Source organism: Janthinobacterium violaceinigrum, assembly GCF_009208555.1.
In the GTDB taxonomy this organism is placed as follows: domain Bacteria; phylum Pseudomonadota; class Gammaproteobacteria; order Burkholderiales; family Burkholderiaceae_D; genus Janthinobacterium; species Janthinobacterium violaceinigrum.
Window position 1 is genome coordinate 64,369 of the sequence record NZ_WFLI01000025.1, and the last position, 25,286, is coordinate 89,654.

Genomic DNA, 25,286 nt, shown 5'->3' on the forward strand with positions numbered 1-25,286 from the left:
CAGAACTGCCGACTATATTACCGTGTAAGTACCCCAAATCGGGGCAAAAGCCTTGTTTTAAAGACCTTTTCCATTCCCATAACGAAAAAAAGGCGCCTCAATGAGGCGCCTTTTCCAGCAGGACACGCCGCGGCGGGGCGCTGGCGTGCCAGATGATTAGCATTTAGCCATGATATGCCTGCTCGCCATGGCTGGTGATATCGAGGCCTTCGCGCTCTTCTTCTTCCGGGACGCGCAAGCCGATGACGATGTCGACCAGTTTATAGGCGATGACGGAGACGATGGCCGACCAGAGGATAGTGGTGCCGACCGCTTGCGCCTGCACCCACACCTGGTGGCCGATCGAGTACGGATCCGCCGACATCTTGTTGGTGACGTAGTCGAAGATGCCCTGGCCGCCCAGTTGTGGCGCCGCAAACACACCCGTCAGCAAGGCGCCCAGGATACCGCCCACGCCATGCACGCCGAACACGTCGAGCGAATCGTCGGCGCCGATCAGGCGTTTCAGGCCATTCACGCCCCACAGGCAGACGACACCGGCCAGCAAGCCGATGACCAGGCCGCCCATCGGGCCGACAAAGCCGGCCGCCGGGGTGATCGCCACCAGGCCGGCAACGGCGCCCGATGCGCCACCGAGCATGGATGGCTTGCCTTTGCTGATCCACTCGCCAAATACCCACGACAGGGTGGCGGCAGCAGTCGCCAGCAAGGTGTTGACGAAGGCCAGGGCCGCCACGTCGCCCGCTTCCAGCGAGGAACCGGCGTTGAAACCGAACCAGCCCACCCACAACAGGGAAGCGCCGATCATGGTCATCGTCAGCGAGTGCGGCGCCATCGATTCACGGCCGTAGCCGACGCGCTTGCCGATCATGATGGCGCCCACCAGGCCGGCGACGGCGGCGTTGATGTGCACCACGGTGCCGCCGGCGAAGTCCAGCGCGCCTTTTTGCCAGATCCAGCCCGCCTTCAGGGCTTCGCTGGCCGAGGTGGCGGCGTTGGTAATCAGGTCAGGACCGGTCCAGAACCACACCATGTGGGCCGCTGGCAGGTAGGCAAACGTGAACCACAGCACGACGAAGGCCAGCACGGCGGCAAACTTGGCGCGCTCGGCAAAGGCGCCGACGATCAGTGCGCAGGTGATGGCGGCAAACGTGCCCTGGAACGCCACGAAGACGAACTCGGGAATGACCACGCCCTTGCTGAAGGTGGCGGCGGCAGCAAACGTGCCCTTGGCCGGATCCCAGATACCGTTCAGGAACAGGCGGTCGAAGCCACCGAAGAAAGCGGTTTTTTCCGTGAACGCGATCGAGTAGCCGTAGATGCACCACAGGACGATGACCAGCGCGAACACCATGAACACCTGGATCAGCACGGACAGCATGTTCTTGGAGCGCACCAGGCCGCCGTAGAACAGGGCCAGGCCGGGGATGGTCATCAGGATCACCAGCAAGGTGCTGATCATCATGAAACTCGTATCGCCCTTGTTGGCGACAGGGGCGGCGGCTGGCGCGGCTGCGGCAGGAGCCGGCGCGGCGGCAGCGGGTGCGGCGGCCGGTGCCGCTGCGTCAGGCGCCGGCGTCACGGCAGGGGCAGCGACGGCCGCAGTCGTGGCCGCTTCCGTCTTGGCGGGGGCATCGGCAAAGCTCGGCGTAGCGACGCCAAACGCACACAGACAGGCTATCCCAGCTAGCAATTTTGTTATATTTTTACGCATCGATATTCCCCTTAGAGCGCTTCGTTGCCGGTTTCACCGGTACGGATACGGATGACCTGTTCCAGGTTGTAGACGAAAATCTTGCCATCGCCGATTTTACCGGTACGCGCGGCACCTTCGATCGCTTCGATGGCCTGGTCGACAATGGCGTCATCGACGGCCGCTTCAATCTTCGTTTTTGGCAAGAAATCGACGACATACTCGGCGCCACGGTAGAGTTCCGTGTGGCCTTTCTGACGGCCGAAACCCTTGACTTCGGTGACGGTAATGCCTTGCACATTGATAGCCGACAAGGCTTCGCGTACTTCGTCCAATTTGAACGGTTTAATGATTGCAGTAATCATTTTCATGGCTGTCTCGCTTAAAAGGTTTTGGATACGGTCAGCACGAGACCGGATTTCGCCAGATTCTTGCCATTCGGCGCCAGCGACGTAATGTTGGCCTTCACGACAGCCAGGGCAACGGTCGCCATGCCGAAATCCTTGGTCACGCCGATCTTGAAATCGTTATAGCTGAGGGAATCGTTGTGTGCGACCTTCTGGCGCCCCGCGTGCAGATTCAGGATGTAGCCGTCATGCACGTCCACGTTGGCGCCCACGTCGAGGTAGCCGCTGTTCTTGCTGTCGGCCACGCCGAACAGATTGGTGGTCGAATGCGAATACTTGATGTACGCAGGGCCATAGCCCAGTTGGCCGTACAGCTCGAAAGTGTTCGCATTGGTGCTCAGGCCATTCGATGGGTAGAAGTAATACAGGCCGCCCACGTCATAGGTAAAATCCTTGCTGATCTCGCCCCGCTTGCCGCCGTAGATATCCCATTCCAGGTTGGTATCGCCGCCGCCGTCCTTGATCCATTTGATGCTCGACAGCCAGGTGCCCACATACAGCCCCGTCGGATTGTGGGTATAGTCGGCGCCGCCGCTGATTGCAGGGTCGAGGCGGCTTTGCGACACGCCGCGGTAGCGGTAGTCGCTGGTCAGCGCCACGTTGTAGCTCACCACATTGTCGGGCACGGCTTCGGCCGCGGCAGGCGCCGCCACTGCGTCCTGGGCCTTGGCGCTACCGCTCAAGGCGGTCATGGCCAGCGTCAACGCTGCAGCTAAAGTCATGTTCTTGGACAGATTCTTCATGGCGATTCCCTTTTATTGAACTTTTAAAGCGGTTGAGGTTTAAAATCTTGGCTGGAGATCACAAAGCGTTCATAGCTTCTTTAGCAGAATACGTGCCAGCTCTCTTGCCACCTTGACAGGTGCATTTCCGTCCATACATAGCCTGCAAGCCGCCAGGACTGCGGGAACGGGCTGCTGTAGCACAATGAACCGCCCAGCTTCGCACCAGATTAACGCCGCTGTGCACCGCAATGGTGCGATGCACAGGCCGCACCATAAAAGGACTGACCATGGACATGAATACCTTCTTTAACGACTTGCAAGGCAAGATCCATCAAGCCATCGAAAACTCGCCGGCCAAGGATATCGAGAAAAACGTGAAATCGATGATGACCCAGGGCTTCGCCCGCCTCGATCTCGTCACACGCGAGGAATTCGATATCCAGGCGCAAGTGCTGGCCAAGACCCGCGCCAAGCTCGACGCACTGGAATTGCGCCTGATCGAACTGGAAACGCGCCTGAACGATACCAAAGCGTAAAGTGCGGCCAGCCAGGCCCCCTTATTGACGGCCTTGCTGGCATAGCTCAAGCCTGGCGGCGCTTCCAGCGCTAGACTGATCCTGCCCGCGCCCGCGTTACGGGGGAGTCTGATGAGCCTGGCCGTCCTGAAAAGCCGCGCCCTGGCCGGCATGGAGGCGCCCGAGGTAAGTGTCGAAGTCCACCTTGCCAATGGCTTGCCCTCGTTTACGATAGTCGGCCTGCCGGATACGGAAGTGAAGGAATCGCGCGACCGCGTCCGCGCCGCGCTGCAAAACTGCGGCTTCGAGATGCCGGCGCGGCGCATTACGGCCAATCTGGCGCCAGCCGACCTGCCCAAGGAATCGGGCCGCTTCGACCTGCCCATTGCGCTGGGCATCCTGGCCGCCTCGGGCCAATTGCCGGGCGATCAATTACATCACTATGAATTCGCGGGCGAGCTGTCGCTGTCGGGCCAGCTACGCCCCATCCGCGGCGCGCTGGCCATGACCTTTGCCATGCAGCGCAGCCGGGCCGGTGCGCCACGCGCCTTCATCCTGCCCCAGGCGAACGCGGACGAAGCGGCGCTGGTCGGCGATGCCTGCATCTATCCGGCCCACAGCCTGCCCGAGGTGTGCGCGCATTTTGCCGCGCATGCCAGCCAGCAGACTGCCCTGCAGCGCCATCAACCCACGCTGGCGGCGCACGCTTTCCCGTATCCCGACTTTGCCGATGTGCACGGGCAGCAGCAGGCGCGGCGCGCCTTGGAAGTGGCGGCCGCGGGCGGCCATCATGTCCTGATGGTGGGGCCGCCGGGCGCGGGCAAGACCATGCTGGCCAGCCGCTTTCCCGGCGTGCTGCCGCCGATGAACGATGAAGAGGCGCTGGAATCGGCTGCCGTGCATTCGCTGGGCGGCCATTTCAAGGTGGAACACTGGAAGTGCCGCCCCTACCGGGCGCCGCACCAGACGGCGTCCGGCGTGGCCCTGGTAGGCGGCGGCTGTCAATTACATTTAAAAACGCGAATATAACAAGTAAAAGAACGACTGGGCTCGGCGACTACTAAACGGCACCATTTTCTGCCGACATAGTTGTTTGCGGCGCGTCAGCGCAAAGCCCAATGCTTTGAACAGCTGCACGGCAAGTGAACAGGTCCGCACCATAGCAGACATCAAGTCTCATGCCGCATTACAGGCTCTCTGTACGAAGAAGTCTTTATCTCGCAGGCATCGGGCTGCGGTGCTGTCTTCGGACGATGCGCCAAACCGCACGCGGCAACACCTGCCACAAGCAACGCCATCGCTGCACTTTCGGCACCTGTTGGCCAACGCTGTTCTCACAAAAAACCATAGAAGGCGGCGAACAGGGTCTCGAACACGATCATTTGCCCGATCAGCGTGAGCGGCAAGACGCGGCTGACGTAATTCCAGAAGCCGTTGCCGATAATCGAGCAGAAGATCGCTATGCCGGTAACGACGGCTGCGAAGTACATCCAGTCCCCAGAATGATGCGTCGAAGTGCCACGTCTAATTTGCCACATGTCTTAATCGAATGGCACTCTTAAGGAAAAAATCCTTCAACTTGGACTCTGAAAGCAGGGGAGAGCCTTTTTCCTTCTCATGCTCATATGTCTGAAAACCGATATCATCACCTTCAAAAGCTGGTGGTAGTCTTTCGTCGAGCCGCCTACCTTCTGCCAAGGCAATTGCTGACAAGGCTTTTTCAATGGCGGCAATACGTCCGGATGAAGGCGCTTTTATCAGCACAGATTTATAGGTATCGCTGGTCCGTGCCTCAATCTCAATCCAGTGGTAAAACTCTTCTTTAAACTCCAGCTTCAGAACCAATGCTGTGCGGTAATGAGCGGTATGTCGATCCCGAGGACGATCATATATAGTGGGCCAGCCACCTCTAGGACGCAATTTCCCTGCTTTAAGAGATGCGTCGTCAATAAAGCGCCAACACTGATGTCCGTTACGGGTTTCTGCTTGCCCATCACGTCGAGGTTTGACAAGTGAGACTGACGTTAAAAAGTAAGAATCCTTTAGCCTGAGCAGGCTATCTAGCATAGTCTTCAGGCGATCATTCTCCTGCCGCATGATAGCGGAGGCTTCACCGCGCGGTCCAGATTTCTTAGACCTGTTGCGCACGCCGGTTGACACTTCGCGCCCATCCTCTTCACTAAACGGACCAGCAGGTCGTCCGGCGTGCCGTTTGCTGTATTCCTTGAGTAAATTGACGTAGGTAGGACCGCCATCCAGCCAATCACTTGAGACGCCTGAAATCTTCGTTTTTGACGTATCGTCACTAGCATCTATATCCGAACGTATGACAGTGTGCTGGTCACTCAACTTCACTGCCTGGCTTCTTGAAAATGGCGGTGGCGAATCGACATTTTCGATGCTCTTACCAGGTTCCGAGTCATTCTCACTATGTCGGCCAATCACCGGATAGTGCGACGGCCAAGACGTACCAGTTATTTCTGTTACGAAATATTTTTTGTCTTCACGATTCTGCTCTTCCTCATCTTTGTAGTACCAACTACGCAGCGGCAGACATTTGATTCTAAGCTTAAGCGGCTCGCGTAGTGCCTGGTAAGGGATCCGTGCACTTGCATACCACGGTTCCAACTCTTTGCGCTTCCTATCAATGATGCTTTGAGTGTGAATCGCATTTGCCTGCGCGCGACCGTACGGATCAAAGTACAAAACCGCTAGGAGGCCGGCAAACTGGCGTCCGATATCGCGTCTTAAGACGACGTTCCATCCCCCTGTTACATCATCTATACCGGTTTGCAGGAGACCTGAAGTCTCATTGAGCATTATCACGTTTTCTAGCTTGTCACTCCAAGGGCCTGATAGAAAGGCATTGGCGATATCACTGTGGCATGCATAGAACGCTTTAAAGATAGTCGTGCGCGGTATCACATAGGTGTCGACACCCTTGGTTGTACGCATATGCAGAACGACTACCCGAGAATCCTTCAGATTGACGTTGTCTCGCTGATGATGATACAGGCCCGAAAACTCGAAAGCGTTAAGTATCTGATAGTTGCCGCCCTGCCAGCCATAAGGGGCGGAAATTGGCTGGCCGATCGTGAATTCTAACGAGTCGCTTTGCCCAGGCAAGAGCGATAGCAGCGCAGTATGAGCCGGTAACTGCGCAACACGTACGCCGTCGCAATAGACATCGCCGATGCTGATGGTGACCAGGCTACTAGCAAAGATACGCGCAAAGGCATACTCTTGCTGAGCGTCTCTGCCTGCTCGAAAGCCGAGGATGCTTTTGATTTCATCGGGCTCTAACTCACTAATTTGATCAGCAGTTGTGATAGACAGACACTGCAACAAAACATTGACTGAGACAGTTCCACTACCACGTTCCTTTTGATGAAACTGGTCAATGTACTTCACAAGCCAAAGTCGGCCGTCAAGCGGAAGCGGAGCAAGAAATTCTTGATAGTTAGGCATAGTTACTGCAAGGGAACATTGCCTTAGTGTACGTCAGTCGCGTACTTAAGTGTAATTATTTTGAGAGGCATTTATCCCAGGCTTCTCTACCTTGATAAAAATCACCAGTCTCAATCTCTAGCCGCTGTCGGTGTATGTGCTAGTGGCGGAACAGTTTGCGCCTGTGGGGTACACCTACTTCGCTTCGGTGGCTGTTGCGCTTTGACCAAACCTGGTTCGACGCCACTATGCCTATTCGTTCAAAGAACAAGCAGCTTGGGCTGTTCTGAGTCACGGCTGAGCGCCAAGACCCAGTTTTAGATCACTGAAATCCCAATTTCATAATCGGAAACTTGTCTTGGCGCTTAGTGTAGCTGTGAGATCTTTGAAGTTCTGAACTTCCCTTTTGGTATGTCATACTTGAACGATGAAAAAAGCTGATTTCAAGACTATTGCAGAACGTTGCTCGACTTTAGGCTTGACGATTTCGCAGGCCCACTTCATGGCCCACGCAGGGGAAGGCTTTGGCCCATTAGATCTTCCACATGTGCTTGGTCTAAACACAGTTACCATGGTCCCCTTGAAGCCCCGAAAATGGCTATGGATGGCAGCACAGACATGTAGCGTAAGTTACCGAAAAATACTCACACCAGAAACTTTGCTTAATATTCTGACGACCGGTGATGTACCTGAAGAAAATATTTCCAATATCGTACATTTCCTTCAAGAGGCGCCGGTACAAAATGTTGTGATGGCTGTGGATCAAGCTGCGCAACAGAGTGGCTTACCTCCGGAGCTTCTATGGCGAAACCTAGAGATGATAGCTACACTTTGGCAGTGCCATCGCTTATTCCAGTTACCACCTACTGAATCTGCACGAGTCTAGAATACACATGCGACGACATTCTGGTGGCGTACACATGCTGCGGAACGTAACATTTTTCAGAAAATTCGTGCATCGTTATCAATTTCTGAGTCGGCATCCCGACTTCATTCTGGTGCTCTCACCTTAGGGTATAGCCATCTTGCAGCGCAGCTTTGTTCATCCGGCACCGGCGCGCTCGACCATCCACAACCTGCTCCTGGTTGATTGATTATTTTGCTCCTGACAAGCATTTCATCAGCATTGTGGATGGCAGGCAGTCAGATCAGCAGCGAACCCCGCGCCTTCAGCGCCGCATTGTACTCGTTCCAGTTGGCTATTCGATACTTCGGTTTGGCAGGTGCACTCATGGCGCCAGTTTACCTGAGCCTCGATTCAGGGGCTGCTGGTGGGGATTTGTGCAACAAAGCCATTCCGGCGCCTCTTGCATTAGCACCGGATTACGTTTTCTAACGCTGGTCGCTGGAGTTAGCTTCTTCATGCTGCAACTTTGGTAAAACCTACGGAACCCGCGTCAGGAGCGGTATTGGACGGAACGCGCAGAGATACGCTCGCCATTTGAAGTCAAATGCACGAGCCAGTTATTTGGCGAGTCAACAAAGACGCCGTGCAACATTTCGCGAAACTTCTCTTTCGAGTACGACATGTCTGGACCAATGTCAGCAAGGGTCCCTGCCAGGTAATCTGGCAATCGGATGAGAGCATCGAATCTGTGCTGACCAGTCTTCTCGGGCAGCTCAAAAAGGGTCTTGGGCAGGTCAAGTATGAAATTACCCTGCTCATTGCGGATGAGTCCCGACCGGCTAGACGACATAAGAATGAAATAGAGGTAAGCAAGATCGTAGACGATCGTATCGTTGTGCTCAATGAGCTTGTCACGGTCCGAAATCCACCGTAGATAGCCCGCTCCGGTCGCATTCGTTACCAAATAGAACAGCGTAGCAGCGAATCCCGATGCGAGATGAATCTGGCGCGACAGCTTCTCGTTCATCTGCTTTCGACCCAAGTCCTTCTCAAAAATGCCGAGTCGCTTCAGCACCTCGTCAAAGTAACTAGGGTTGACCGAGGAACTAGCCGGCGAGTTCTTACGCAAAGCTCTCACAAGTTCGCAAGCATCAGGAATAAAGCTTGCCATGTCTTCGACGCGCAGGTAGTCACGTAAGAGCGCTGAATCTCGGTTGATAACAAACGATACGCTGAACGTCACGGGCTGTGGGGAAGTTAAATACTGCATCAACCCGAGAGGTACTTGTCTGATGTTCTTGATGTCCCGCGGTGCGACTCCCGAAATATATTCACTGATGTTCTCTGTCTTGTCGTGATTGGCGATGACCACAAACGAGAAGACATCGTTCTTTTTACCCTCATCACCAAGACAGTAGTCCGATACGATCGTCCACGGCATCCCGGCGGGATAAGCAGCAAACCAATTCTTCATGCGCTGCTGCATTGTGGTTGTCGCACTCATCAATATCGGTAGCAAATCGATCATCCATCCGTCCTTGTATTAAGGGATCTGTACTCTGGGCATCCTTGAAATTATCCTTGGTTCTTAAGCCTGCGGAGAAAGGTGCGCGCTGTTACCAATGCCAAATGCAGGCGGAAAGTGCTCCTATCGTCATCGGAGAGGCCTGGATGCGACCCTTCCGTATGCAGCATCTTGAACAGTCCATTGATATAATTCTTGCCATCTAAAGTCCACTCGTTACGCTGAACCGACAGGAATCCAATATTTGCCAGCATTGCACGTCTGTTCTCGGAACTGGTCGTGGCTGCAGCTTGGGCCTCGTTAATGTGGCTGGCTATCCCGTCGAACAGGCTCTCCATGAAGGTACGAGTCTGGCTGTTCGCGGCAGCCCAGTCACCGCGCGTGTGTGCCTCAATGGCTTGGTCGAGGTGTCCCTTGCTAACCGTAAAGTCAAAGTGATTCAGCAGCTGATGTACCTCATCATCTGCCACGGGAAGGTCAATCTCGGCAGGAAGTGCGGCTCGAAGGCAGGGGAGTTCTCCAATGCTTGAGTTTTGATTCCACTGAATCACAAAGCCGTCCAGAGCCAACGCGCGCAGCAGACGGTTTTGCTGTTCCTGCTGTGAATAAGGGCTGGACGAAGTAAGGGCTACTGCCTCACGGACAACTGCCTCAGCCAAAGTCACTCGACCGTCGATTGTGGGAACAACCGTCTCGCCCGCTCTCGCCACCTCGCGCGCAAGTAGCGCCGCCTTCTTTGACACGCTCAGGCTGCTATCAAACGGAATGCTAGCCTCCAGGCCCAACTTGAAGACCATTTGGTCGAATTTTGCCTGACTAAGAGAGCCGTCGAGCATGGCGACTGCTGCTGCTATAGTGGGACGGGTAAAATGATTGACTCGCATATCAGGCTCTCTATAGATTTGGTAGCGTTGGAAGCTCTCTAGCGGCTATTCGGGCGTCCTCCGCCTGGACCGCCTGAATTGTTCAAGAGCCTCAACTGCCGCCTCTTCGGGAGCTCGTGGAATGATGTTGGGCCGTATTATAACCTCGCACTCGACCGGCTCCACACCTTCGATTCACAGTTCTACAGTACGATCTCCTACAAGGTAAATGCTATCCAGTCAGGAAGCTTGAATCACTATCCGGTTTGCGATGCCAACAGGTATCAACCTTCAAGTACTATTGGCTGTCCAGATTGAGATGAGAATGAGTGTCCGGTTTGATGAGCATACTCATAGGTACGGAAGCGGTCGTCTCGTTCACCTTTCTGCAAAGCATTGCGTGACTGAGGGATTGGACGGTAGAGACGAGAACGTTGTCGGTCTGAGGCGTTCCTCCATTGTAAAACAGTGGAAGAAAACTGGTTCGCATGTGGTAATTCGATAGATTTGAAGTCTACTTAAACCGTTAAAATTTCCTAAAAGCTATTGATCTGATAAATTTCTTTTTCTTGCATTCACCCACTTTCACACCGATAATAGAGGGTTATCCTTTGCAAAAACAAGAAAAATCCTTACATTTCAATGACTTAGAGATCTCTTAGAGACCCTAGTTGTCTTGCGACAATGAGTGCACGATAAGTAGTGCTGTGGTACCTTTGAGTAGACAACGATAGTGACGTAAGTGCTATCACAACGGAGTGAATTTCTGCTTGATGCAAAAACATAAGGGAACTCACGGCACAACAATGCTAAGTGCGAAGAGCATCTTGTCAAATGGCTTTGACTTTGGACGCGCTGCGGCAGGCCGTGTAGGCAAGGGGCTGTATTTCTGGGAGTACTTTGATGACCCACTGTTCGCTAATGAATACGCCATTGCTTGGTATCAAAGTCAAAAAAAACGTGGGGTATATAAAGAAAAGGATTCGATTTGTGCCGTTATTGATGCATCGTTTGAGGTGTGTACAGACGACACTGTTGATTGCACCGGCCGGATGCAAGAGCGCGTAGGAATTATGCTAAGAAAGCTTTCTGAGAGGACAGATGATGACATTGGCGACGCGTACGAATCGATTATCACCAAAATTGAGGTCAAGCGAGGCAAGCGTTTTTTGCTTGCAAAGGCAATAGTATCGCCACCTCCTAAAATGTTTTTTTTGGAAAAACAGGTTATTCCTCATCCATCAGTGCTTGTCGTAAGGGATGAGTCTGTTAAATTGGAATTAAAGATCGTTGAAACTGAGGAGTAAAAAATGAGCAAGATGTCTCTAGAAGAGGCTCTGGCAGAAGTATTGGATGAAATGGATGCACTTTCTGCCGATGAGCTACGTGCAGACTTAAAAAAGCATAGTAATGGAGCATTTGCTGTTGCAATGCGTGAAGCTAGTGAGTTTTTCGCAAGCTTCGGTGTATCGCACAGCACATACATTGCATTGTTTCGTGAGCACATGGCTATGCAAGACAACTTGGACTTCGAAAATGTACTTCGCTCGTCAGTTCAATTGTTCGAAGAAGTAGCCCTGTCGGCAGCGAACGATAATAGTTACGCATTGGCCGCATAATGGAAGCATCGAAGAAAAAGGAATACAAGCTTCACGCAATTCAAATTATTGAGTTGCGTGTGGCGGAGCTTAGCATCAAGGTCAATCTAGAAGCACCTCGCGATTCGGAGCTCCCGGAGTTCACTATCGAAACCGGTCGCTCAAACTATGATCCTGAAACGCAGCAAATCCAAGTCAGAATGCGAATTGTCGCGGGTGAGGGCGAAGACGACGTTCTTAGTTTGAAGGTTGAACTCCATGGTCGATTCAAAGTCGACGAGACGAGGTTTCCAATCGATCAAATCTCCCATTGGGCGGACCATAATGCGCCAATCGTTTTGTATCCATACATACGAGAACAGGTCTATTCGTTAACGAGTAAAGTCGGACTTCCTGAGGGACTACTACCGCTAATTGAGATCCCTACCTTTAAAGTAGAAGCGCCGGTACAGGTAGGCAACTAAGTTCGCCAATAGTCATCAGCGGCTGGGGTTTGCTTAAGACTGCACTCCTGCGGCAACCCCCCTCCCCCAATTTTTAGATCGCGCTAAAAGTAGAGGTTAAGTAGCACGGGCAAGCTTCTGTTTTGGTGTGTTATCGCCAAGTGCCATGTTGGGTCGGTCGTGATTGTAAATCCACAGCCAGTGGGTTGCAAAATCCTAGATATCATCGAGCGTTTCAAACAGGCGATGGGCAAGCCAGTCGTAGCGCACCGTTCGATTATAGTGATCAACATAGGCATTCTGTCGCGGCTTGCAAGGCTGAATAAACGCAATGTGAGCCGCACTTGGCCGCCCAAGCCAACGTTGCGGCGCCGATGTAATCGGGGCCGTTATCACAGCGGATGACTCGAGATTTGCCATTCCATTCGATGATCCTGTCGAGGGAACGGATGACGCGTTCGAACGGCAATGAGAAGTCAACCTCAATGCCGAGTCCTTCACGGTTGTAGTCATCGATCACGTTGAATAAGCGGATGCTTCTGCCATCGGCTAGCTGATCGTGCATGAAGTCCATTGACCAGGTCTGGTTGATTTGCGCGGGCACCGCCAGCGGCAGAAGAGGTTTATCTCGCACCAAACAGTGACGCGGTTTGATCCGCAGGGTCAGCTCCGACTCTTGATACAGCTTGTGGCTCCATTTAAATCCAATCACGTTGCGCAAATACAGGAAGCACTGGCCGAAGCCCCGGTTACGCTAGTTGTTAGTCAAACGTATGAGCCAGTCGGCCACGATAGCGTTTTCCGCGTCGAGCTTGGCATGATAACGATACTAAGCTTGACTGATGCCAAACGCCTGGCAAGCCTGTCTTATTGTGGCAAAGCGCTTGGCAACGACCCATCGTGTCATCTCCCGCCGGTGAGATGGCGTTATCGCTTTTTGTCAGAGCCTTCGCGACGCTCCTGGCCTTCAAGTGTTCTTCGGCATACATCTTCTTCAAGCGCCGTTTTTCGTCCTTCAGCTCCTTCATACGGGCCATCAGCGATGGCTACCACGGTACGCTACCCAGCGAAAGCTAGCTCTCAGATATTACACGACAACCGCTGGGGCATCCGCAACGCCCTAGGTAGGCGGATAAAACGACAAACGATGATAGCTAATCCACCTTTGATATCAACGACCGGATTAGCGGAAGCGCGCGGAGTGGGTCATTAAACCCACTCATTTAAAACCAGCGTCTTCAATCAATTCCTCTAAATATCAGACGATCATCAAACATGATTTTTAGCCGAAGAACCCGACTATTGACACTCAGATCAGAACATTTTAGGTTAAATATTATGAGGAAAAATACTTATTTATATTGATTATTCCTCAAATATGAGGAATAATATCCACATTATTTTTCCTAAAATCTCTTTACGTGTACTCCGACGAATGGTCCAGAAGAGCCGCCAACAAACTTAAAGCCGAGCTAAAGCTATCGGGTGTCAGCTACGGTGAATTAGTTTCTCGCTTGGCAGACCTTGGCATAGAAGAAACCTATAAGGGAGTCGCGACGAAAATCACGCGAGGACGATTTACCTTCGTATTTTTTTTGCAATGCATGAAGGCTCTAGGCAAAGATGAAATCAGACTTGATTAGCAATCAGGCGTAACACAGTGGTAAATTTACAACTGAGCATATGTACAGTTGATCGTTATTTATGGGAGGGCATCATGGGCGTCAACAGTAAGATCGAGTGGACCCATCACACTTTTAATCCTTGGTGGGGATGCTTGCGCATATCGCCTGCTTGTAAGCACTGCTATGCAGAAACTTGGGCCAAACGCGTTGGCATGAACGACCTTTGGGGCAAAGAAGCTCCGCGGCGCTTCTTTACCGATGCGCATTGGCGTGAGCCGCTTAAGTGGGATAGGGACGCTGCCGCAGCAGGCGAGCGTCGTCGTGTATTTTGTGCATCGATGGCCGATGTTTTTGAAGATCGCCCTGACCTCAATGCAACCAGGGAAAGGCTTTGGGCGCTCATTGAAGCGACGCCTAACCTCGATTGGCTCCTGCTCACAAAGCGAATTCGTCACGTTAAAAAACTGGCTCCTTGGTCCGGGAAATGGCCAGAAAATATTTGGCTTGGAACTAGTACAGAGAATCAACATTGGTTAGAAAAAAGAATAGACCATTTGCTTGAACACAATGTAGTGGTACGCTTCGTTTCGGCAGAACCACTTTTAGGACCTCTTGATCTGCGACCATGGCTGCGCGCACCTGGTTCAGATATTGCCGGCATTAATTGGGTTATCGCTGGAGGGGAAAGCGGACCTGACTCACGATCGATGAATCCGGCTTGGCCAGAGGACTTGCGCGACCAGTGCAATGAGGCAGGCGTACCATTCCACTTTAAACAGTGGGGCCATTGGGCGCCAGAGGAACTTATTGCAGAGGGGATTTCCGCTCGTACGCAACGCATAGATGTCATCGGTCGTAACGGTGCAATTATTCGCTTGGCCAAGGTGGGAAAAACAAAAGGTGGCCGTGAGCTAGGCGGAACAACGTGGGACCAGGTTCCTCTCTTTGAGGGGGGCTTGATACGATAGCGGGAAGATTAATTGACTAAAACTGGCGATAAATGGCAATGGATAGTCGGAGATGCACCACCTCCACTTGATCCTCACTCAAAAGTAAAACATCAGCTGGTCAGGGATTATCTTTACAAATATATCGGTGTATTAATGGCCAACGCGAAGATGCCGCGGCTACGCCTCACGCTTGTCGATGGTTTTGCAGGTGGTGGTTTGTATTCGGATGGCCAGGGCACTGCACCTGGCTCTCCTTTAATCATGCTAAAGACGGCCGCAGAGGCTGAGGCATATCTTAATACCTCGCGCATTCAAACACCTCGTGAGGTTGATGCACAGTATCATTTTGTTGAAGTCAATCCAAGTTCATACGAATACCTCAAGCACACACTCAATGCGGAAGGATATGGTCGTGATATCGGCACGAAGATTGCGCTCTACAACAATAAGTTCGAAACGGTGTGCGCCGATATTATTGCTGCGGCTGCCTCACGCAAGGCTGGTCAACGTGCTATTTTTCTTCTTGACCAATATGCCTACGACGATATTGTCATGCCGACAGTGGCGAACATATTTCAAAACCTGCAGGGTGCCGAGGTCATACTTACTTTCAACGTTGACTCTCTCCTTACCTTTCTAAACGACAGCAAGCAGTTCCATACCATCACGCGCAGGATTGGCCTGGAGCCGTACATCAATTGGCGCGACATTGCTCGTCTGAAAGCTGGCTCGCAATGGCGCCAAATCATCCAGCGTCAGATCTCGCATGGCATATGGAAGGCGAGCGGTGCACGTTTCATGACGCTTTTTTTTGTCACGCCGCAAGGCAATAGCCCTTGGTCCTACTGGTTAGTGCATCTGTCAAATGCTTACAGGGCCAATGATGTCATGAAGAGTGTTCACTGGGATCATGGAAATAGCTTTGGCCATAGCCTAGAAGCGGGCCTCTTTCAAATAGGTTACGAAGCAAACAAGGACATGGACGTCACACTCCAGACAGAGATGAACTTTATGGAGGCGAGTGCATTCGATGAGACTTTACGCACTCGCAGCATCGTAACGCTACGTGACGAACTGCCTCGCCTCATTCACGAGCAGCATGATGGCGTCACATTTAACGATCTGATTTATCAAATAGCCAATAAAACGAACGCTACTGAAAAAATCATCAAAGAGTCTCTCAACGAGGCGGTCGCAACTAAAGAGTTACAAGCCTTGATCGAGGGAGGCGGCCAGCGAGCAAAAGGAACGTCGATTCGCGGCACAGATATACTCCTTCCCAGTCGCCAAAAATCGATTTTCATGGGTTATCGTTGATGAAATTCAATCCTCACGAAATTATTCCTAAAGCTTATGTCGGGAGAGAACAGGCCTATATCAAGCATCTGCTGCTTGAGGGCTACCTTGAACGGTTGCTCTACATTGTCGGGTGGAGTGCGACACAATTGGGCCATGAAGAGATCGTTTTCGTTGACTGTTTTGCAGGCCCCTGGAAAGACGATAGCGATGATCTAAAATCGACATCTATTGCGATATCGATGGAACTGCTGTCAAAGGTCCAATACACGCTTAAAAAAGCTGGCCGGCCAGTGAAGTTCCGCGCTCTGTACGTGGAAAAGAATGTTCGAGCGTTTAGCCGTCTAAACAGCTATCTCTCAAGTCACACACCTCCTAACGTCGTCAGTGGAGCAATTAACGGCGATTTTACGCAATGTGTACCAGAGATCTTGGCGCACTGTCCTGCCAAAAGTTTTGTATTCTTTTTCATCGACCCGAAAGGGTGGGCGGCCGTCAAGCCGGAGATTTTGCAACCATTACTGGCACGTCCGCGCAGTGAATTTCTCATCAATTTTATGTACGACTTTGTCAACCGCGCCGCTTCCATGTCAGCTCTGCAGGAGAACATTGCAGCGCTATTAGGCGGCGCTTTCGACATGGAAGAGGTACCTGCGAACCCTGCGCATCGTGAGCAGTTTTTGCTGGGCAGGTATCGAGATACGCTAGTAACGCGGGCTAGTCAAGGTAACGCGCGTGCTTTGTCAGGTTTCGTGTCAATCCTAGATCCCACGGCAGATCGCACCAAATATCATCTTCTTTACCTCACTCGTCACCCAAAAGGGATCATTGAGTTCATGACCCAGTCAGAGAGACTTGCGGGCGTGCAAGACGCAGTGCGAACTGCCGCCAAGTTCAATAAGAAAAATCGTGAAGATAGCACAGGTGACCTCTTCGGAATTGATGCGAGCCAGGTCGAATCTAGCATTGAGGACGATGGCGATCGACTGGAAAAGCTTAGCTTACTTTGGCTAGAAAGAATTGGAAATCAGCCTCTGATCGTCACTGAAGCTGTGTTTGCTGAGCTAATTTGCAAAAGTAATTGCTTCCCTTTTGAATTACAACTCGCCCTTAAAAACTTAATGATACAAGGCAAAGTTAGCAACGTTGACGGAAACATTAAAAGGCGAATAAAGAATGCGGTTAATTATGATAAGAAGGAAACCTTAATTCTAACCACACAAAAGCAAGGTGACTAAGTTACTCCAATCCCTAAGCAAGATAACTCGCCAATCGCCGCCCATAGGGTTCCAATTCAGGCGGCAAAAGAACTTCCTTCTCTGCAAGCGAAAAGACTATTCCGGTCTCTTCGATATTGATTTGATCGATTGACATCGCTTTTACCATTCGCACAGGGATACCAAGAGCTGCAGCAAGAATTTTCTCAAGTACCTTTTTATCCGCCTGCTCTATGCCCATCACATCAACCTTCGCGATCAGCTTAGTGAGCTTTGATACTACTGCTAGCGGATTTCGCACAGGAGCGATCACCGCTCCCTTTGCAGGCAATGTGACATCCCATTTTTGGGACTGCCGACAAAACGATACGAAGCCTGATAGATTATTGCGACGCGCAGGCCAAGATGCTAAAAACCTCTCGATTTGCCCCGTAGTCCATGCTTGTCTTTCAAGTCTGACGCTTTTGGCAAACTGGTTGGCTGTCGAGATATACATTCGTATACTGCGTAGTGAAAGCCCCTTCTTATCGAGCTCAGCAAGATAGGCTTGAACAATCCACCCCCAAGATTCACGTTTGCTGGCAAGGATGACCTCCTCAATTCTTGAGCGCTCCACTGCATCAAGTTTGTCTTCGTCCGATATTTCAATACCAAGCTGTTCATTCATGAAGCGGGTTGGAAGCAGATGGGTTCGTAGAACTGTTACGCCAAAAAGACGTAGCAAGGATTGGTCGGTCAGGTCCAGAACAGATGAAAACGCCGCATCGATGCGCTCAAAATAGATCTGATGGCTACGGATAAGGCCCAAGAGGTTTGGATTTGCTCTATGGCTGGAATACAGCCATAGGGAAAAACGCCCCCATAGAGTGGCGGCCCATTCATGGCGAAAGATCGCAGAGGTAAGTGTAACTTCACGATCCAAGGCAAGCTTATTAGCGCACGGCCGGCAGCGCGAATTACCGCGCCCCAAAACGCGATCACCACAATCTGGGCAAGCATGGGCGACAGAAGGATCATCAGCGCAACTAGTACATCGAGCTCCTTGGCCATCAACAAAAGTTGCGACCCTCCTGTGCTTCCGACATATTGTGCATGTCGCATGTGTTAGCTGATTACGGCAGGAATCACATACTTTGTCTACCACTCCGTACGCTGGTGCCGCAGATAAGCGTGAGGTCACGCGATTGCACCCAGGGCATTGCTGCTCGCTGCGAAAATATGGGGAACAAGATGAGCAAACAGCTTTGCCGTCGACAATAAGAGCGGCGCGAGGCACGCTCTTTTCACAACGTACGCAAAGGCGTTCTGACATCAGGCATGCTCTACATACTGGATCCCCGATGTCATTGCAATGAGGGCGCGCGCTTTTGCTACAACGAGAGCAAGGCACTGACGGGAACACTCTCGCGTAGCAGCTCCCGCAGTAATCATTGCCCTTATATACCTTGTGCACTTTAACGATGCCACGACCGCACTCATCGCAGTAGCGTGCCCCTTTTTTATCAACACTCATAGATTCCTTTTGCCGCTCGCATTAGCGCCTGGGCGCGCAATGCCCAAGATACTGCACCACCAACATGCTCTAGGCGACACACGTGGTCGATCAGCCATTTATCGTTATTTCTCGGCCTGGTGCGTAATCGCTCAGGAAGCAGGGCAACCGCAGCCGTAAGCCAGTTAGGCAACTCTCCACAAGTGCGAAACGCAAGCTGAGTCATACCAGCAGCGTGGGCAAAATGCAGAAAATTCACTGGCCAATCTTCAAGCAACTCATTAAGTACCGAAAACAGTGCTTCGCGTGAATGGGTGCGAAGACGCCTAGTCTCTTCTCGTATATCGACCGTGCAAATATGGATCGGTCGCAAATCCGGATGACTTTGCAATTGCTGTTTGATGAGACGCATCATAATGGAGGCGCCGTGAATAAATTCTGGTGTCGACAACAACTCCGGTCCGAGGCAATATCCATGGCCATCAAGACATCGCAACATTCGATACTGTACTGCCAAGGCAGTATCTGCGCTGCCCTTATCCTTGCCATCAAATGAGTGCAATACGGTACCGCACTGCCAGCAACGTGTTGGCTCATGCTTACACCGATGCGGCATCACAGCCATCTCACACGAAGGACAACAATCGCGCAGAAAGATTCCATGCTTCGGGCAAGCAAATACGAACGATAGGCGCCATGCACGTTGAAACACGGGTTCGTCTTTGAGGCACAGCGGGCAAAACTGCAATCCGAATCTCAAACGAAGTCGGTGATAAATACCAATCACGTTGATCCACCGCTGACAAGCTGGCCATTGCGGATCAGAGCTACTGGCACAACCCATGAAACCAAATAGGGTCATCGCCACGACGTCGTCAATAGTTAAGCCATAATAATGGGCAATCAAGGAAAGTGCTTGGTCGCTGAGCGAAGAATCGATGTCACGCGTCCAGATAACATTTTCGGGAAAGGTCACTGCTGTAAATCGATATGGGCTCAACCCATGCCGGTGCGCCGAGCGTACGAGAAATGAGCTGATCAACTCATCCCTACCTGGTACAACATGAGCATACCAAGGCACCACTTCTATACTCGTCGCGCGATGTCGTCCCATTCGTCTTGTGCGGTCCATACCACATCCTTCAACACATCTCTATCGATTCGCTCCTTACCGCTCAGCAATGCGTGACTAGCCGCAGCCTTTAGTAGATTAACCGTAGAACCGATGGTCTCGCCAGCCATACTATAAATAATAGGCGCAAGCTCACGCGAGGCAAGATCGGACGGCTCGGCCAAAGGCAGGAGCCGCTGATAACTGGTAAGGAACCGCAGATACTCAACGTTCAGCTTCCAGCGATCGAGCGCTGCTGGATCAAAGCGCGACTTCATCTGCGGCTCCAAATTCAATGCGTTGATAGCCGCCTGGGTTCCAGCGGCAATGATCGAAATTTTTAGTACATTGCTAATACCCTTGATCGCCGCGAGCAAGTCACCCGCTCCTTTTCCAGCTGTAGTGAGGTTATTGAACTCGTCAATGACTAACACCCGTATACCCACTTGGATGAGTATAGATTTTGCCTGCTTTTTCTTAAGCAAAATGGAGTCTTTATCGCCATGCGAAATACCCATAGCCCACAGAATCTCCGACCAAAATTCCGATTCGCTGGGCGTCTCCGGCATGGATATCTGTAATACCGGTGAGATTGCATTGCCCGTCGCTGTCATTTGAACCGGATATCGTGAACAAAAGCGCTCCACGATGGAGCTTTTGCCGTTTCCGCTTCTTCCCACAATGAGAACGCTGGGCATACGTAGTGACTTGGGATATACCAGTAACTGATCAAGCCTGTTCATGATCTGTGTCGCACGTGTGTAGCCGACCCATCGATCGGTCTTACAAAGCATGACACGCTCGTCAGTAGGAAGCTCCAGCATGGCAGCCGTTTCAGGCTCTAAGTGATCCATAGATCTCATCGGGTAAGCGATACATCGTCAAAAGGGTTAACTGGGTGCGCAAATGGGTCTTCCTCATTGTCAAACAATGACTTCAAAGGCGGTGACAGCCGTGGAGTCTTAGTTTCTTCTACAGCTTCCGCCTGCTTTTTCAACGGGGAACGCGCGGCATGCCGGCGTGCCGACTTTGTCTTGTGCAATGATTTTTCCACCGCCTCGCGTAGACGTCCAAGCGCCTCAAAGATCACATCTTCATCAACATCATGTTTACCTTGCTCCTTGAGCGTTCGGCGTACTTCCTTTAGCTCCCATGCGCTGATCGGGGGGTGGCCAACATTTGCATACGGTATCGGGAAGTAGGCCTTCGCAATAGGATCAAAGAAAAAAATCTTGCTGATGTCGCGTGGGTCTCTGCGCACAAGAAACTGCCTTCGGGCGTTAGGATTGTTGGGATCGACAGAATTAATGTATGGGTCTAAGACTGGATCGTAGTAATTGATGAGATCAATTTGGATGCCGTATTGCTGTACAGACCGTTCAAAGAACGGTAAAAAGTCGAGCAACAGCTTCACCGGATCAGTAGGCACTGGCAGTATGCCAATACCAGGGCTCGTCGCGTTGCCCAAGATACCTAGCTCCCATTTCTTCCGTGGCGGCATGCCTAGTTCAGAATGATTGCGCTGATGGTAGACATTGACGATGAACTCAACGAGATGATATTCAAACTCCTTCAACGTCAACGCGGACTCCGCCTCTGAGTCGTATTTAGCGCGGTGCCGAGGATTGGAAAACGTCGTACCTGGCAACTTATGAATTTGGTTCGCCAATGTTCCCATGTAGCGCTCAATGTGACCGCCATAGTGTGGACGAAGTGGAGGACGCCACTGAAGGTCGATGGCGTACTCGTCGCACCCACGCTCTAACGCGGCACCACGAAACTCCTTACCGTTATCGCTATGAACCACGTTCATGACTCCCCATACTGGCCAGTCGCCACTGACACCAAGTCCAGCCATATACTCGCGCTTTGGACATATGGCATGGGATAAGCACATCGCTACAGCTGTGGAATTTGGTTTATCGAACGTCACGTACAACCCAGCTACCATGCGAGTATTGACATCAATGGCTACGGTTAACCAGGGGCGACCGATAGGCTGACGATAGATCTCATCGACAAGAATGATGTCAGCTGGCGTATGGTCGATTTGCACAACTGCGAATGGAAAGTCTGCTCCTGGAAACTTCCCCTGCAACGGTTCATACAGATTGCGAGCCTGCTCCCTTTGGCCGCGGCGGCGCAATGTCTCGGCAACAGGCAGCATACTGATACGACTTCTAATCGTGTTGCCATGAGGGGCAGAAATCTTGGCTAAACGCGCACGGCGCTGAACTTCATCAATCACATCCTGCTTTTTCTTTCGCTGCTTGGTCAAATAGTCTTCATTGATCACACTGGCAATAAGCTTCTCTTGCTCAGCATTGAGCATGCGAGTGCCAGTCGCGCGCCCACGCTTTGTTGGCACTAGTGCAGAGACATTGCCAGCTTTTTGGTAGGCGCTGAGCCATTTATAAAGAGTTGCCGCGTGTACTCCCTGTGCAGTAGCGATCGCTTCGGCGTCAAGGCGCGTACGAATTGGATTGTCCAATAAAGGTTTGATAGCCTGAAATCGCCGCTGAGCTATGGCCCATTCCTTTTCACTGTAGAGGCTAAGGTCCTTCGTGAGTGGGATGTCTTTTGAGTCATCTTCAACGAAAGCTTCGAGTGTGTCGATGCGCAGTCGAGTACTCTCAAGCGTTTCCTCATCTTGTGCGAAAACGGTATCAACTGTCACCAAGTGTGTAATACGATACTTTTTGCCAGCTGAGCGAACTAGCTGTCCAGGAACCATCTCGAAGAAGCCTTTAGGTATTTTATTCATCGTCAGTACCAATCCAGATCCGCGACTGCATATTCAGCGGCAACTCAAGCTGGGTAGCAATCTCCCGATTAGCAACCATCCGCCACAGCTCAGTTAATGCAGCCATGCGTCTCTCATCGTCCGTATACGCCATTGCAAGCAGAGCTTGAGGCGTTGTTGGACCGAGTATGCGTAAACTGTATAAAAGCTGATCCTGGTAAAGTTGCTGCACTGCCATCCCACGGTACTTTCGCAAGAATTTGGCATTTTTCAAGAATGGTGTACGAATATGCTTTTCAGTCACGATCTTGAAACGCCATCCAACATCCCGGCATGCTGCAACTGCCTGCTTGAATCTGGGCCGAAACGTTAGAAAATCCTGCGCAAGGTTCTCGATCGGCTTTACTTCATAAACAATGACGATTGGGTCACGCCCTGGGTAAAGGTACTGGGCAAGTATGTCAGGGGTATAGCGCAGTTCACGTCCATTCGCGTCGTACAGAATAGAAAAAGGCTGCTCTCGTATCAACGTTACAGCAGGATCAAAATCAAGACAGATCAACCAGTCTCTCTCTAAGGACGATTCAAATCCAGCGCGTTCAGTACCGTCGACAGTGATCCGACCCGTGAGGGCCCGACGACTCATTCTGAGAGGCCGAACTGGAGCCAAACAATCCAGTCGCGCATTTAAGCCGGTTTTCATATCTAGTCGTATATTTAAATGTTGTCAGTCGTGTTTTTTGTTGTATGGTGCCGTAGAACTATAGAGTACGTCAAGATAATTTCAGTCGTGAATTTAGATAGAATTGACAGCGGCAACGTGCCGCGTCCGGGAGAAATCTCGCTGGCGCACTGCGGCGTGTTGTTTCTCGATGAAATTGCCGAATTCCACCGCCGGGTGCTCGATGTCCTGCGCCAGCCCATGGAATCGGGAGTGATCAGCATTTCACGCGCGGCCCGCCAGGCCGAGTTTCCCGCCCGCTTTCAGCTGATCGCCGCCATGAATCCCTGTCCGTGCGGCTATCTGGGCCACGCTTCCGGGCGTTGCCGCTGTACGCCCGATGCCGTGCTGCGCTATCACAACCGCCTGTCCGGTCCGCTACTCGACCGTATCGACCTGCAGATCGAAGTGGCCGCCATGGCTCCGGCGGCGCTGGGGCGGCGTGCCGGCGCCGGTGAAAGTACGCAAGCCATCGCTGCCCGGGTAGCGGCAGCGTTTGCCCTGCAGCTGGCGCGCCAGGGGAAATCGAACCAGCGCTTGAGCAACACGGAAATCGAACAGCATTGTCGCCTGGACGCACATGGCGAACAGCTGCTGCTTGGCGCCATGGCGCGCCTGCACTGGTCGGCGCGCACTTACCACCGGGTATTGCGCGTGGCGCGCAGCATCTCGGACCTGGCGGGCAGCCCCGCCATCACGCCGCCGCATCTGGCCGAGGCCATCCAGTACCGGCGCGTACTGCGCGAGCTATGAGCCTGCCAGCCATGGCCCGTACGTGCGCGATTGCGCGTGGCTGGCGGCGCTGCTACCATCTGCTGATGAAAAAACCATCACTTGCCATCTTCCTGGCCGTGCTCGCGACTGCCTGCACGCTGTCCGCCTGCAGTCCGAAATTCGACTGGCGCGACTATCGCAGCCCCGACGCCCAGTTCACGGCCCTGTTTCCAGGCAAGCCGGCCGTACTGACACGCGAGATCGATCTCGATGGCAAGAAAGTGAGCCTGACCATGACGGCGAGCGAAGCCGATGGCAGCACCTTCGCCATCGGCAGCGCCGTGCTCGACAGCGCAGAACAGGCGCAAGCGGCCTTGCCCGCCATGCAGACGGCCCTGTTGAAAAATATCAACGGCACCGTGCGCAGCGAAAAATCCGTCTCGGCCGCCAGCAGCAGCGCTGCCGGCACGCAGCAGCGCAGTTCGCTCAGCATCGAAGCCGGCGGAACGCAGCAAGGCAAACCTGTATTGCTGGTGGGCCGTTTTGTGGCGCAGGACAAGCGCATCTTCCAGATCGTCATACTCGGTGAAGAAAGCAAGCTGTCGCGCGACACCATCGACACCTTCATGGACTCCGTGAAACTGGATTGAGACTTAACGATCGCTTAAATGGCGGTTTTCACGATCCGCAAGCTCTTGTAAATACGTGCGTTGTCCAACAGATGGCCCTATCCGGCTTGCAAATGTGCAATCCGGGCAATCGGACGGCCTGTGCGACATTTCAAGTCGTGATATTGTTTCGACACTAACAACAAGTTCCAGAAAGCGCTTATGTTGATCTCATTCAAATCCAAATCCTCCCCTGAAGTGCTGATGTACCAGGAACATGCGCAGCGTATCCTCGACATCCTGCACAAGAACCCCACGCGCGGCGTCATCACGCCAGCGGAAGCCGGTGATGCCCTGGCCCTGCTGGAAAAAGAGGTCGCGGAAAGCAAACTGCATCCGGAAAATGACATCGAACACGATGCACATACGCCGGAAACGCTGGAAGATGGCGAAACGGGCGCCCATGCGCGCGCGCAAAAAGTCCATTTTTCCCAGCGCGCCTATCCGCTGATGGAAATGCTGCGCTCGGCCAAGGCAGAAGGTGAAAGCATTACCTGGGGCATCTAGCCCGATGCATGCTGCAGACGAAAAAAAACCCCGCACACGCGGGGTTTTTTATATAACAAGCCTGACGATAACCTACTTTCACACTGGTTGCAGCACTATCATCGGCGCAAAGTTGTTTCACGGTCCTGTTCGGGATGGGAAGGGGTGGGACCAACTTGCTATGGTCATCAGGCATAACT

General features: G+C 52.3%; 24 protein-coding genes, 1 rRNA gene and 2 pseudogenes. 13 read left to right on the forward strand and 14 right to left on the reverse strand.

What is annotated here, in order from left to right:
- Positions 1–163: 163 nt before the first annotated feature.
- From GCN75_RS19725 to GCN75_RS19735, 3 genes are read right to left on the reverse strand one after another with little or no spacing between them, the layout of a single operon-like run.
- Positions 164–1,714 carry an ammonium transporter gene (locus GCN75_RS19725; protein WP_152283933.1) on the reverse strand — a complete coding sequence of 517 codons (1,551 nt, stop codon included), beginning with the start codon at positions 1,712–1,714 and terminating at the stop codon, positions 164–166.
- An 11-nt stretch (positions 1,715–1,725) separates the two neighbouring features.
- Positions 1,726–2,064, reverse strand: a complete 339-nt coding sequence (locus tag GCN75_RS19730; RefSeq protein ID WP_010393464.1) for a P-II family nitrogen regulator — start codon at positions 2,062–2,064, stop codon at positions 1,726–1,728.
- Between the two features lie 11 nt (positions 2,065–2,075).
- Positions 2,076–2,843: a TorF family putative porin gene (locus tag GCN75_RS19735; RefSeq protein WP_152283934.1), complete on the reverse strand. Its 768-nt coding sequence runs from the start codon at positions 2,841–2,843 to the stop codon at positions 2,076–2,078.
- A 269-nt stretch (positions 2,844–3,112) separates the two neighbouring features.
- Between GCN75_RS19735 and GCN75_RS19740 the strand changes: the two genes are divergently transcribed.
- Together GCN75_RS19740 and GCN75_RS19745 are read left to right on the forward strand one after the other, a co-directional pair.
- On the forward strand, positions 3,113–3,361 hold the full coding sequence (locus GCN75_RS19740; protein WP_034749434.1) for an accessory factor UbiK family protein: 249 nt from the start codon (positions 3,113–3,115) through the stop codon (positions 3,359–3,361).
- A gap of 111 nt (positions 3,362–3,472) precedes the next feature.
- Positions 3,473–4,339, forward strand: a pseudogene (locus GCN75_RS19745) (YifB family Mg chelatase-like AAA ATPase); the annotation flags it as partial.
- A gap of 335 nt (positions 4,340–4,674) precedes the next feature.
- On the opposite strand, the gene GCN75_RS29925 reads toward GCN75_RS19745, so the two are convergent.
- Positions 4,675–4,830 (reverse strand): hypothetical protein, encoded by a 156-nt coding sequence (locus tag GCN75_RS29925; RefSeq protein ID WP_193317571.1) that lies wholly within the window; start codon positions 4,828–4,830, stop codon positions 4,675–4,677.
- 34 nt (positions 4,831–4,864) lie between these two features.
- Positions 4,865–6,808, reverse strand: coding sequence for a hypothetical protein (locus GCN75_RS19750; RefSeq protein ID WP_152283936.1), 1,944 nt, complete (start codon positions 6,806–6,808; stop codon positions 4,865–4,867).
- Positions 6,809–7,214: 406 nt separating this feature from the next.
- Here GCN75_RS19750 and GCN75_RS19755 point away from each other — a divergent pair, with 406 nt between their 5' ends.
- Entirely contained in the window at positions 7,215–7,673 is a 459-nt protein-coding gene (locus GCN75_RS19755) for a hypothetical protein (RefSeq protein ID WP_152283937.1), read from the forward strand.
- Positions 7,674–8,184: 511 nt separating this feature from the next.
- On the opposite strand, the gene GCN75_RS19760 is transcribed toward GCN75_RS19755, so the two are convergent.
- On the reverse strand, positions 8,185–9,162 hold the full coding sequence (locus GCN75_RS19760; RefSeq protein WP_152283938.1) for a hypothetical protein: 978 nt from the start codon (positions 9,160–9,162) through the stop codon (positions 8,185–8,187).
- Between the two features lie 47 nt (positions 9,163–9,209).
- Positions 9,210–9,995, reverse strand: a complete 786-nt coding sequence (locus GCN75_RS19765) for a hypothetical protein (RefSeq protein ID WP_226941470.1) — start codon at positions 9,993–9,995, stop codon at positions 9,210–9,212.
- 800 nt (positions 9,996–10,795) lie between these two features.
- Here GCN75_RS19765 and GCN75_RS19770 point away from each other — a divergent pair.
- The 3 genes from GCN75_RS19770 to GCN75_RS19780 are packed head-to-tail and all read left to right on the forward strand — an operon-like array spanning position 10,796 to position 12,084.
- Positions 10,796–11,329, forward strand: coding sequence for a hypothetical protein (locus tag GCN75_RS19770; protein ID WP_152283940.1), 534 nt, complete (start codon positions 10,796–10,798; stop codon positions 11,327–11,329).
- A gap of 3 nt (positions 11,330–11,332) precedes the next feature.
- Entirely contained in the window at positions 11,333–11,641 is a 309-nt protein-coding gene (locus GCN75_RS19775) for a hypothetical protein (RefSeq protein ID WP_152283941.1), read from the forward strand.
- Positions 11,641–12,084 (forward strand): protein-export chaperone SecB, encoded by a 444-nt coding sequence (locus GCN75_RS19780; protein ID WP_152283942.1) that lies wholly within the window; start codon positions 11,641–11,643, stop codon positions 12,082–12,084. Before GCN75_RS19775 ends, GCN75_RS19780 begins: the two co-directional genes overlap by 1 nt.
- Before the next feature lie 96 nt (positions 12,085–12,180).
- Here the strand turns inward: GCN75_RS19780 and GCN75_RS29620 are convergent.
- Positions 12,181–13,106 (reverse strand): annotated as a pseudogene (locus tag GCN75_RS29620) (IS3 family transposase); the annotation flags it as partial.
- 378 nt (positions 13,107–13,484) lie between these two features.
- Between GCN75_RS29620 and GCN75_RS29625 the strand changes: the two are divergent.
- The 4 genes from GCN75_RS29625 to tcmP all read left to right on the forward strand — a co-directional run bounded on the left by GCN75_RS29625 (position 13,485) and on the right by tcmP (position 17,172).
- Positions 13,485–13,706 carry a DUF6471 domain-containing protein gene (locus tag GCN75_RS29625; protein WP_152283944.1) on the forward strand — a complete coding sequence of 74 codons (222 nt, stop codon included), beginning with the start codon at positions 13,485–13,487 and terminating at the stop codon, positions 13,704–13,706.
- Positions 13,707–13,780: 74 nt separating this feature from the next.
- On the forward strand, positions 13,781–14,656 hold the full coding sequence (locus GCN75_RS19795; protein WP_152283945.1) for a DUF5131 family protein: 876 nt from the start codon (positions 13,781–13,783) through the stop codon (positions 14,654–14,656).
- A 12-nt stretch (positions 14,657–14,668) separates the two neighbouring features.
- Complete coding sequence (locus tag GCN75_RS19800; protein WP_152283946.1) at positions 14,669–15,955, forward strand: three-Cys-motif partner protein TcmP; 1,287 nt, start codon at positions 14,669–14,671, stop codon at positions 15,953–15,955.
- Positions 15,955–17,172 carry a three-Cys-motif partner protein TcmP gene (tcmP, locus tag GCN75_RS19805; RefSeq protein WP_152283947.1) on the forward strand — a complete coding sequence of 406 codons (1,218 nt, stop codon included), beginning with the start codon at positions 15,955–15,957 and terminating at the stop codon, positions 17,170–17,172. Before GCN75_RS19800 ends, tcmP begins: the two co-directional genes overlap by 1 nt.
- Positions 17,173–17,185: 13 nt before the next feature.
- On the opposite strand, the gene GCN75_RS19810 is transcribed toward tcmP, so the two are convergent.
- The 5 genes from GCN75_RS19810 to GCN75_RS19830 all read right to left on the reverse strand — a co-directional run bounded on the left by GCN75_RS19810 (position 17,186) and on the right by GCN75_RS19830 (position 23,200).
- On the reverse strand, positions 17,186–18,073 hold the full coding sequence (locus GCN75_RS19810) for a hypothetical protein (RefSeq protein WP_152283948.1): 888 nt from the start codon (positions 18,071–18,073) through the stop codon (positions 17,186–17,188).
- A 580-nt stretch (positions 18,074–18,653) separates the two neighbouring features.
- Positions 18,654–19,775 (reverse strand): TniQ family protein, encoded by a 1,122-nt coding sequence (locus GCN75_RS19815; protein ID WP_152283949.1) that lies wholly within the window; start codon positions 19,773–19,775, stop codon positions 18,654–18,656.
- Complete coding sequence (locus GCN75_RS19820; RefSeq protein WP_226941471.1) at positions 19,730–20,608, reverse strand: TniB family NTP-binding protein; 879 nt, start codon at positions 20,606–20,608, stop codon at positions 19,730–19,732. Before GCN75_RS19820 ends, GCN75_RS19815 begins: the two co-directional genes overlap by 46 nt.
- 5 nt (positions 20,609–20,613) lie before the next feature.
- On the reverse strand, positions 20,614–22,518 hold the full coding sequence (locus tag GCN75_RS19825) for a Mu transposase C-terminal domain-containing protein (protein WP_152283951.1): 1,905 nt from the start codon (positions 22,516–22,518) through the stop codon (positions 20,614–20,616).
- Complete coding sequence (locus tag GCN75_RS19830; protein WP_226941472.1) at positions 22,511–23,200, reverse strand: TnsA endonuclease N-terminal domain-containing protein; 690 nt, start codon at positions 23,198–23,200, stop codon at positions 22,511–22,513. The genes GCN75_RS19825 and GCN75_RS19830 overlap by 8 nt, the downstream gene beginning before the upstream one ends.
- A gap of 18 nt (positions 23,201–23,218) precedes the next feature.
- On the opposite strand from GCN75_RS19830, the gene GCN75_RS19835 reads away from it, so the two are divergent.
- The 3 genes from GCN75_RS19835 to GCN75_RS19845 all read left to right on the forward strand — a co-directional run bounded on the left by GCN75_RS19835 (position 23,219) and on the right by GCN75_RS19845 (position 25,107).
- Positions 23,219–23,971 carry an ATP-binding protein gene (locus GCN75_RS19835; protein ID WP_226941473.1) on the forward strand — a complete coding sequence of 251 codons (753 nt, stop codon included), beginning with the start codon at positions 23,219–23,221 and terminating at the stop codon, positions 23,969–23,971.
- 65 nt (positions 23,972–24,036) lie between these two features.
- Entirely contained in the window at positions 24,037–24,582 is a 546-nt protein-coding gene (locus GCN75_RS19840) for a hypothetical protein (protein WP_152283952.1), read from the forward strand.
- 180 nt (positions 24,583–24,762) lie between these two features.
- Positions 24,763–25,107, forward strand: coding sequence for a DUF1840 domain-containing protein (locus GCN75_RS19845; protein ID WP_071325465.1), 345 nt, complete (start codon positions 24,763–24,765; stop codon positions 25,105–25,107).
- Between the two features lie 59 nt (positions 25,108–25,166).
- On the opposite strand, the gene rrf is transcribed toward GCN75_RS19845, so the two are convergent.
- A 5S ribosomal RNA gene (gene rrf, locus GCN75_RS19850) occupies positions 25,167–25,279 on the reverse strand.
- Positions 25,280–25,286 lie beyond the last annotated feature (7 nt).

What these genes read in the sequence shown, in the direction of transcription:
- GCN75_RS19835 (WP_226941473.1), top strand. Translation starts at nt 23,219, where the DNA reads ATGTTGTCAGTCGTGTTTTTTGTTGTATGGTGCCGTAGAACTATAGAG.
- GCN75_RS19820 (WP_226941471.1), bottom strand. Translation starts at nt 20,608, where the DNA reads ATGGATCACTTAGAGCCTGAAACGGCTGCCATGCTGGAGCTTCCTACT.
- GCN75_RS19840 (WP_152283952.1), top strand. Translation starts at nt 24,037, where the DNA reads ATGAAAAAACCATCACTTGCCATCTTCCTGGCCGTGCTCGCGACTGCC.
- GCN75_RS19830 (WP_226941472.1), bottom strand. Translation starts at nt 23,200, where the DNA reads ATGAAAACCGGCTTAAATGCGCGACTGGATTGTTTGGCTCCAGTTCGG.
- tcmP (WP_152283947.1), top strand. Translation starts at nt 15,955, where the DNA reads ATGAAATTCAATCCTCACGAAATTATTCCTAAAGCTTATGTCGGGAGA.
- GCN75_RS19725 (WP_152283933.1), bottom strand. Translation starts at nt 1,714, where the DNA reads ATGCGTAAAAATATAACAAAATTGCTAGCTGGGATAGCCTGTCTGTGT.
- GCN75_RS19815 (WP_152283949.1), bottom strand. Translation starts at nt 19,775, where the DNA reads ATGGACCGCACAAGACGAATGGGACGACATCGCGCGACGAGTATAGAA.
- GCN75_RS19735 (WP_152283934.1), bottom strand. Translation starts at nt 2,843, where the DNA reads ATGAAGAATCTGTCCAAGAACATGACTTTAGCTGCAGCGTTGACGCTG.
- GCN75_RS19765 (WP_226941470.1), bottom strand. Translation starts at nt 9,995, where the DNA reads ATGCTCGACGGCTCTCTTAGTCAGGCAAAATTCGACCAAATGGTCTTC.
- GCN75_RS19845 (WP_071325465.1), top strand. Translation starts at nt 24,763, where the DNA reads ATGTTGATCTCATTCAAATCCAAATCCTCCCCTGAAGTGCTGATGTAC.
- GCN75_RS19750 (WP_152283936.1), bottom strand. Translation starts at nt 6,808, where the DNA reads ATGCCTAACTATCAAGAATTTCTTGCTCCGCTTCCGCTTGACGGCCGA.
- GCN75_RS19740 (WP_034749434.1), top strand. Translation starts at nt 3,113, where the DNA reads ATGGACATGAATACCTTCTTTAACGACTTGCAAGGCAAGATCCATCAA.
- GCN75_RS19760 (WP_152283938.1), bottom strand. Translation starts at nt 9,162, where the DNA reads ATGATCGATTTGCTACCGATATTGATGAGTGCGACAACCACAATGCAG.
- GCN75_RS29925 (WP_193317571.1), bottom strand. Translation starts at nt 4,830, where the DNA reads ATGTACTTCGCAGCCGTCGTTACCGGCATAGCGATCTTCTGCTCGATT.
- GCN75_RS19775 (WP_152283941.1), top strand. Translation starts at nt 11,333, where the DNA reads ATGAGCAAGATGTCTCTAGAAGAGGCTCTGGCAGAAGTATTGGATGAA.
- GCN75_RS19730 (WP_010393464.1), bottom strand. Translation starts at nt 2,064, where the DNA reads ATGAAAATGATTACTGCAATCATTAAACCGTTCAAATTGGACGAAGTA.
- GCN75_RS19825 (WP_152283951.1), bottom strand. Translation starts at nt 22,518, where the DNA reads ATGAATAAAATACCTAAAGGCTTCTTCGAGATGGTTCCTGGACAGCTA.
- GCN75_RS19755 (WP_152283937.1), top strand. Translation starts at nt 7,215, where the DNA reads ATGAAAAAAGCTGATTTCAAGACTATTGCAGAACGTTGCTCGACTTTA.
- GCN75_RS19770 (WP_152283940.1), top strand. Translation starts at nt 10,796, where the DNA reads ATGCAAAAACATAAGGGAACTCACGGCACAACAATGCTAAGTGCGAAG.
- GCN75_RS19780 (WP_152283942.1), top strand. Translation starts at nt 11,641, where the DNA reads ATGGAAGCATCGAAGAAAAAGGAATACAAGCTTCACGCAATTCAAATT.
- GCN75_RS19795 (WP_152283945.1), top strand. Translation starts at nt 13,781, where the DNA reads ATGGGCGTCAACAGTAAGATCGAGTGGACCCATCACACTTTTAATCCT.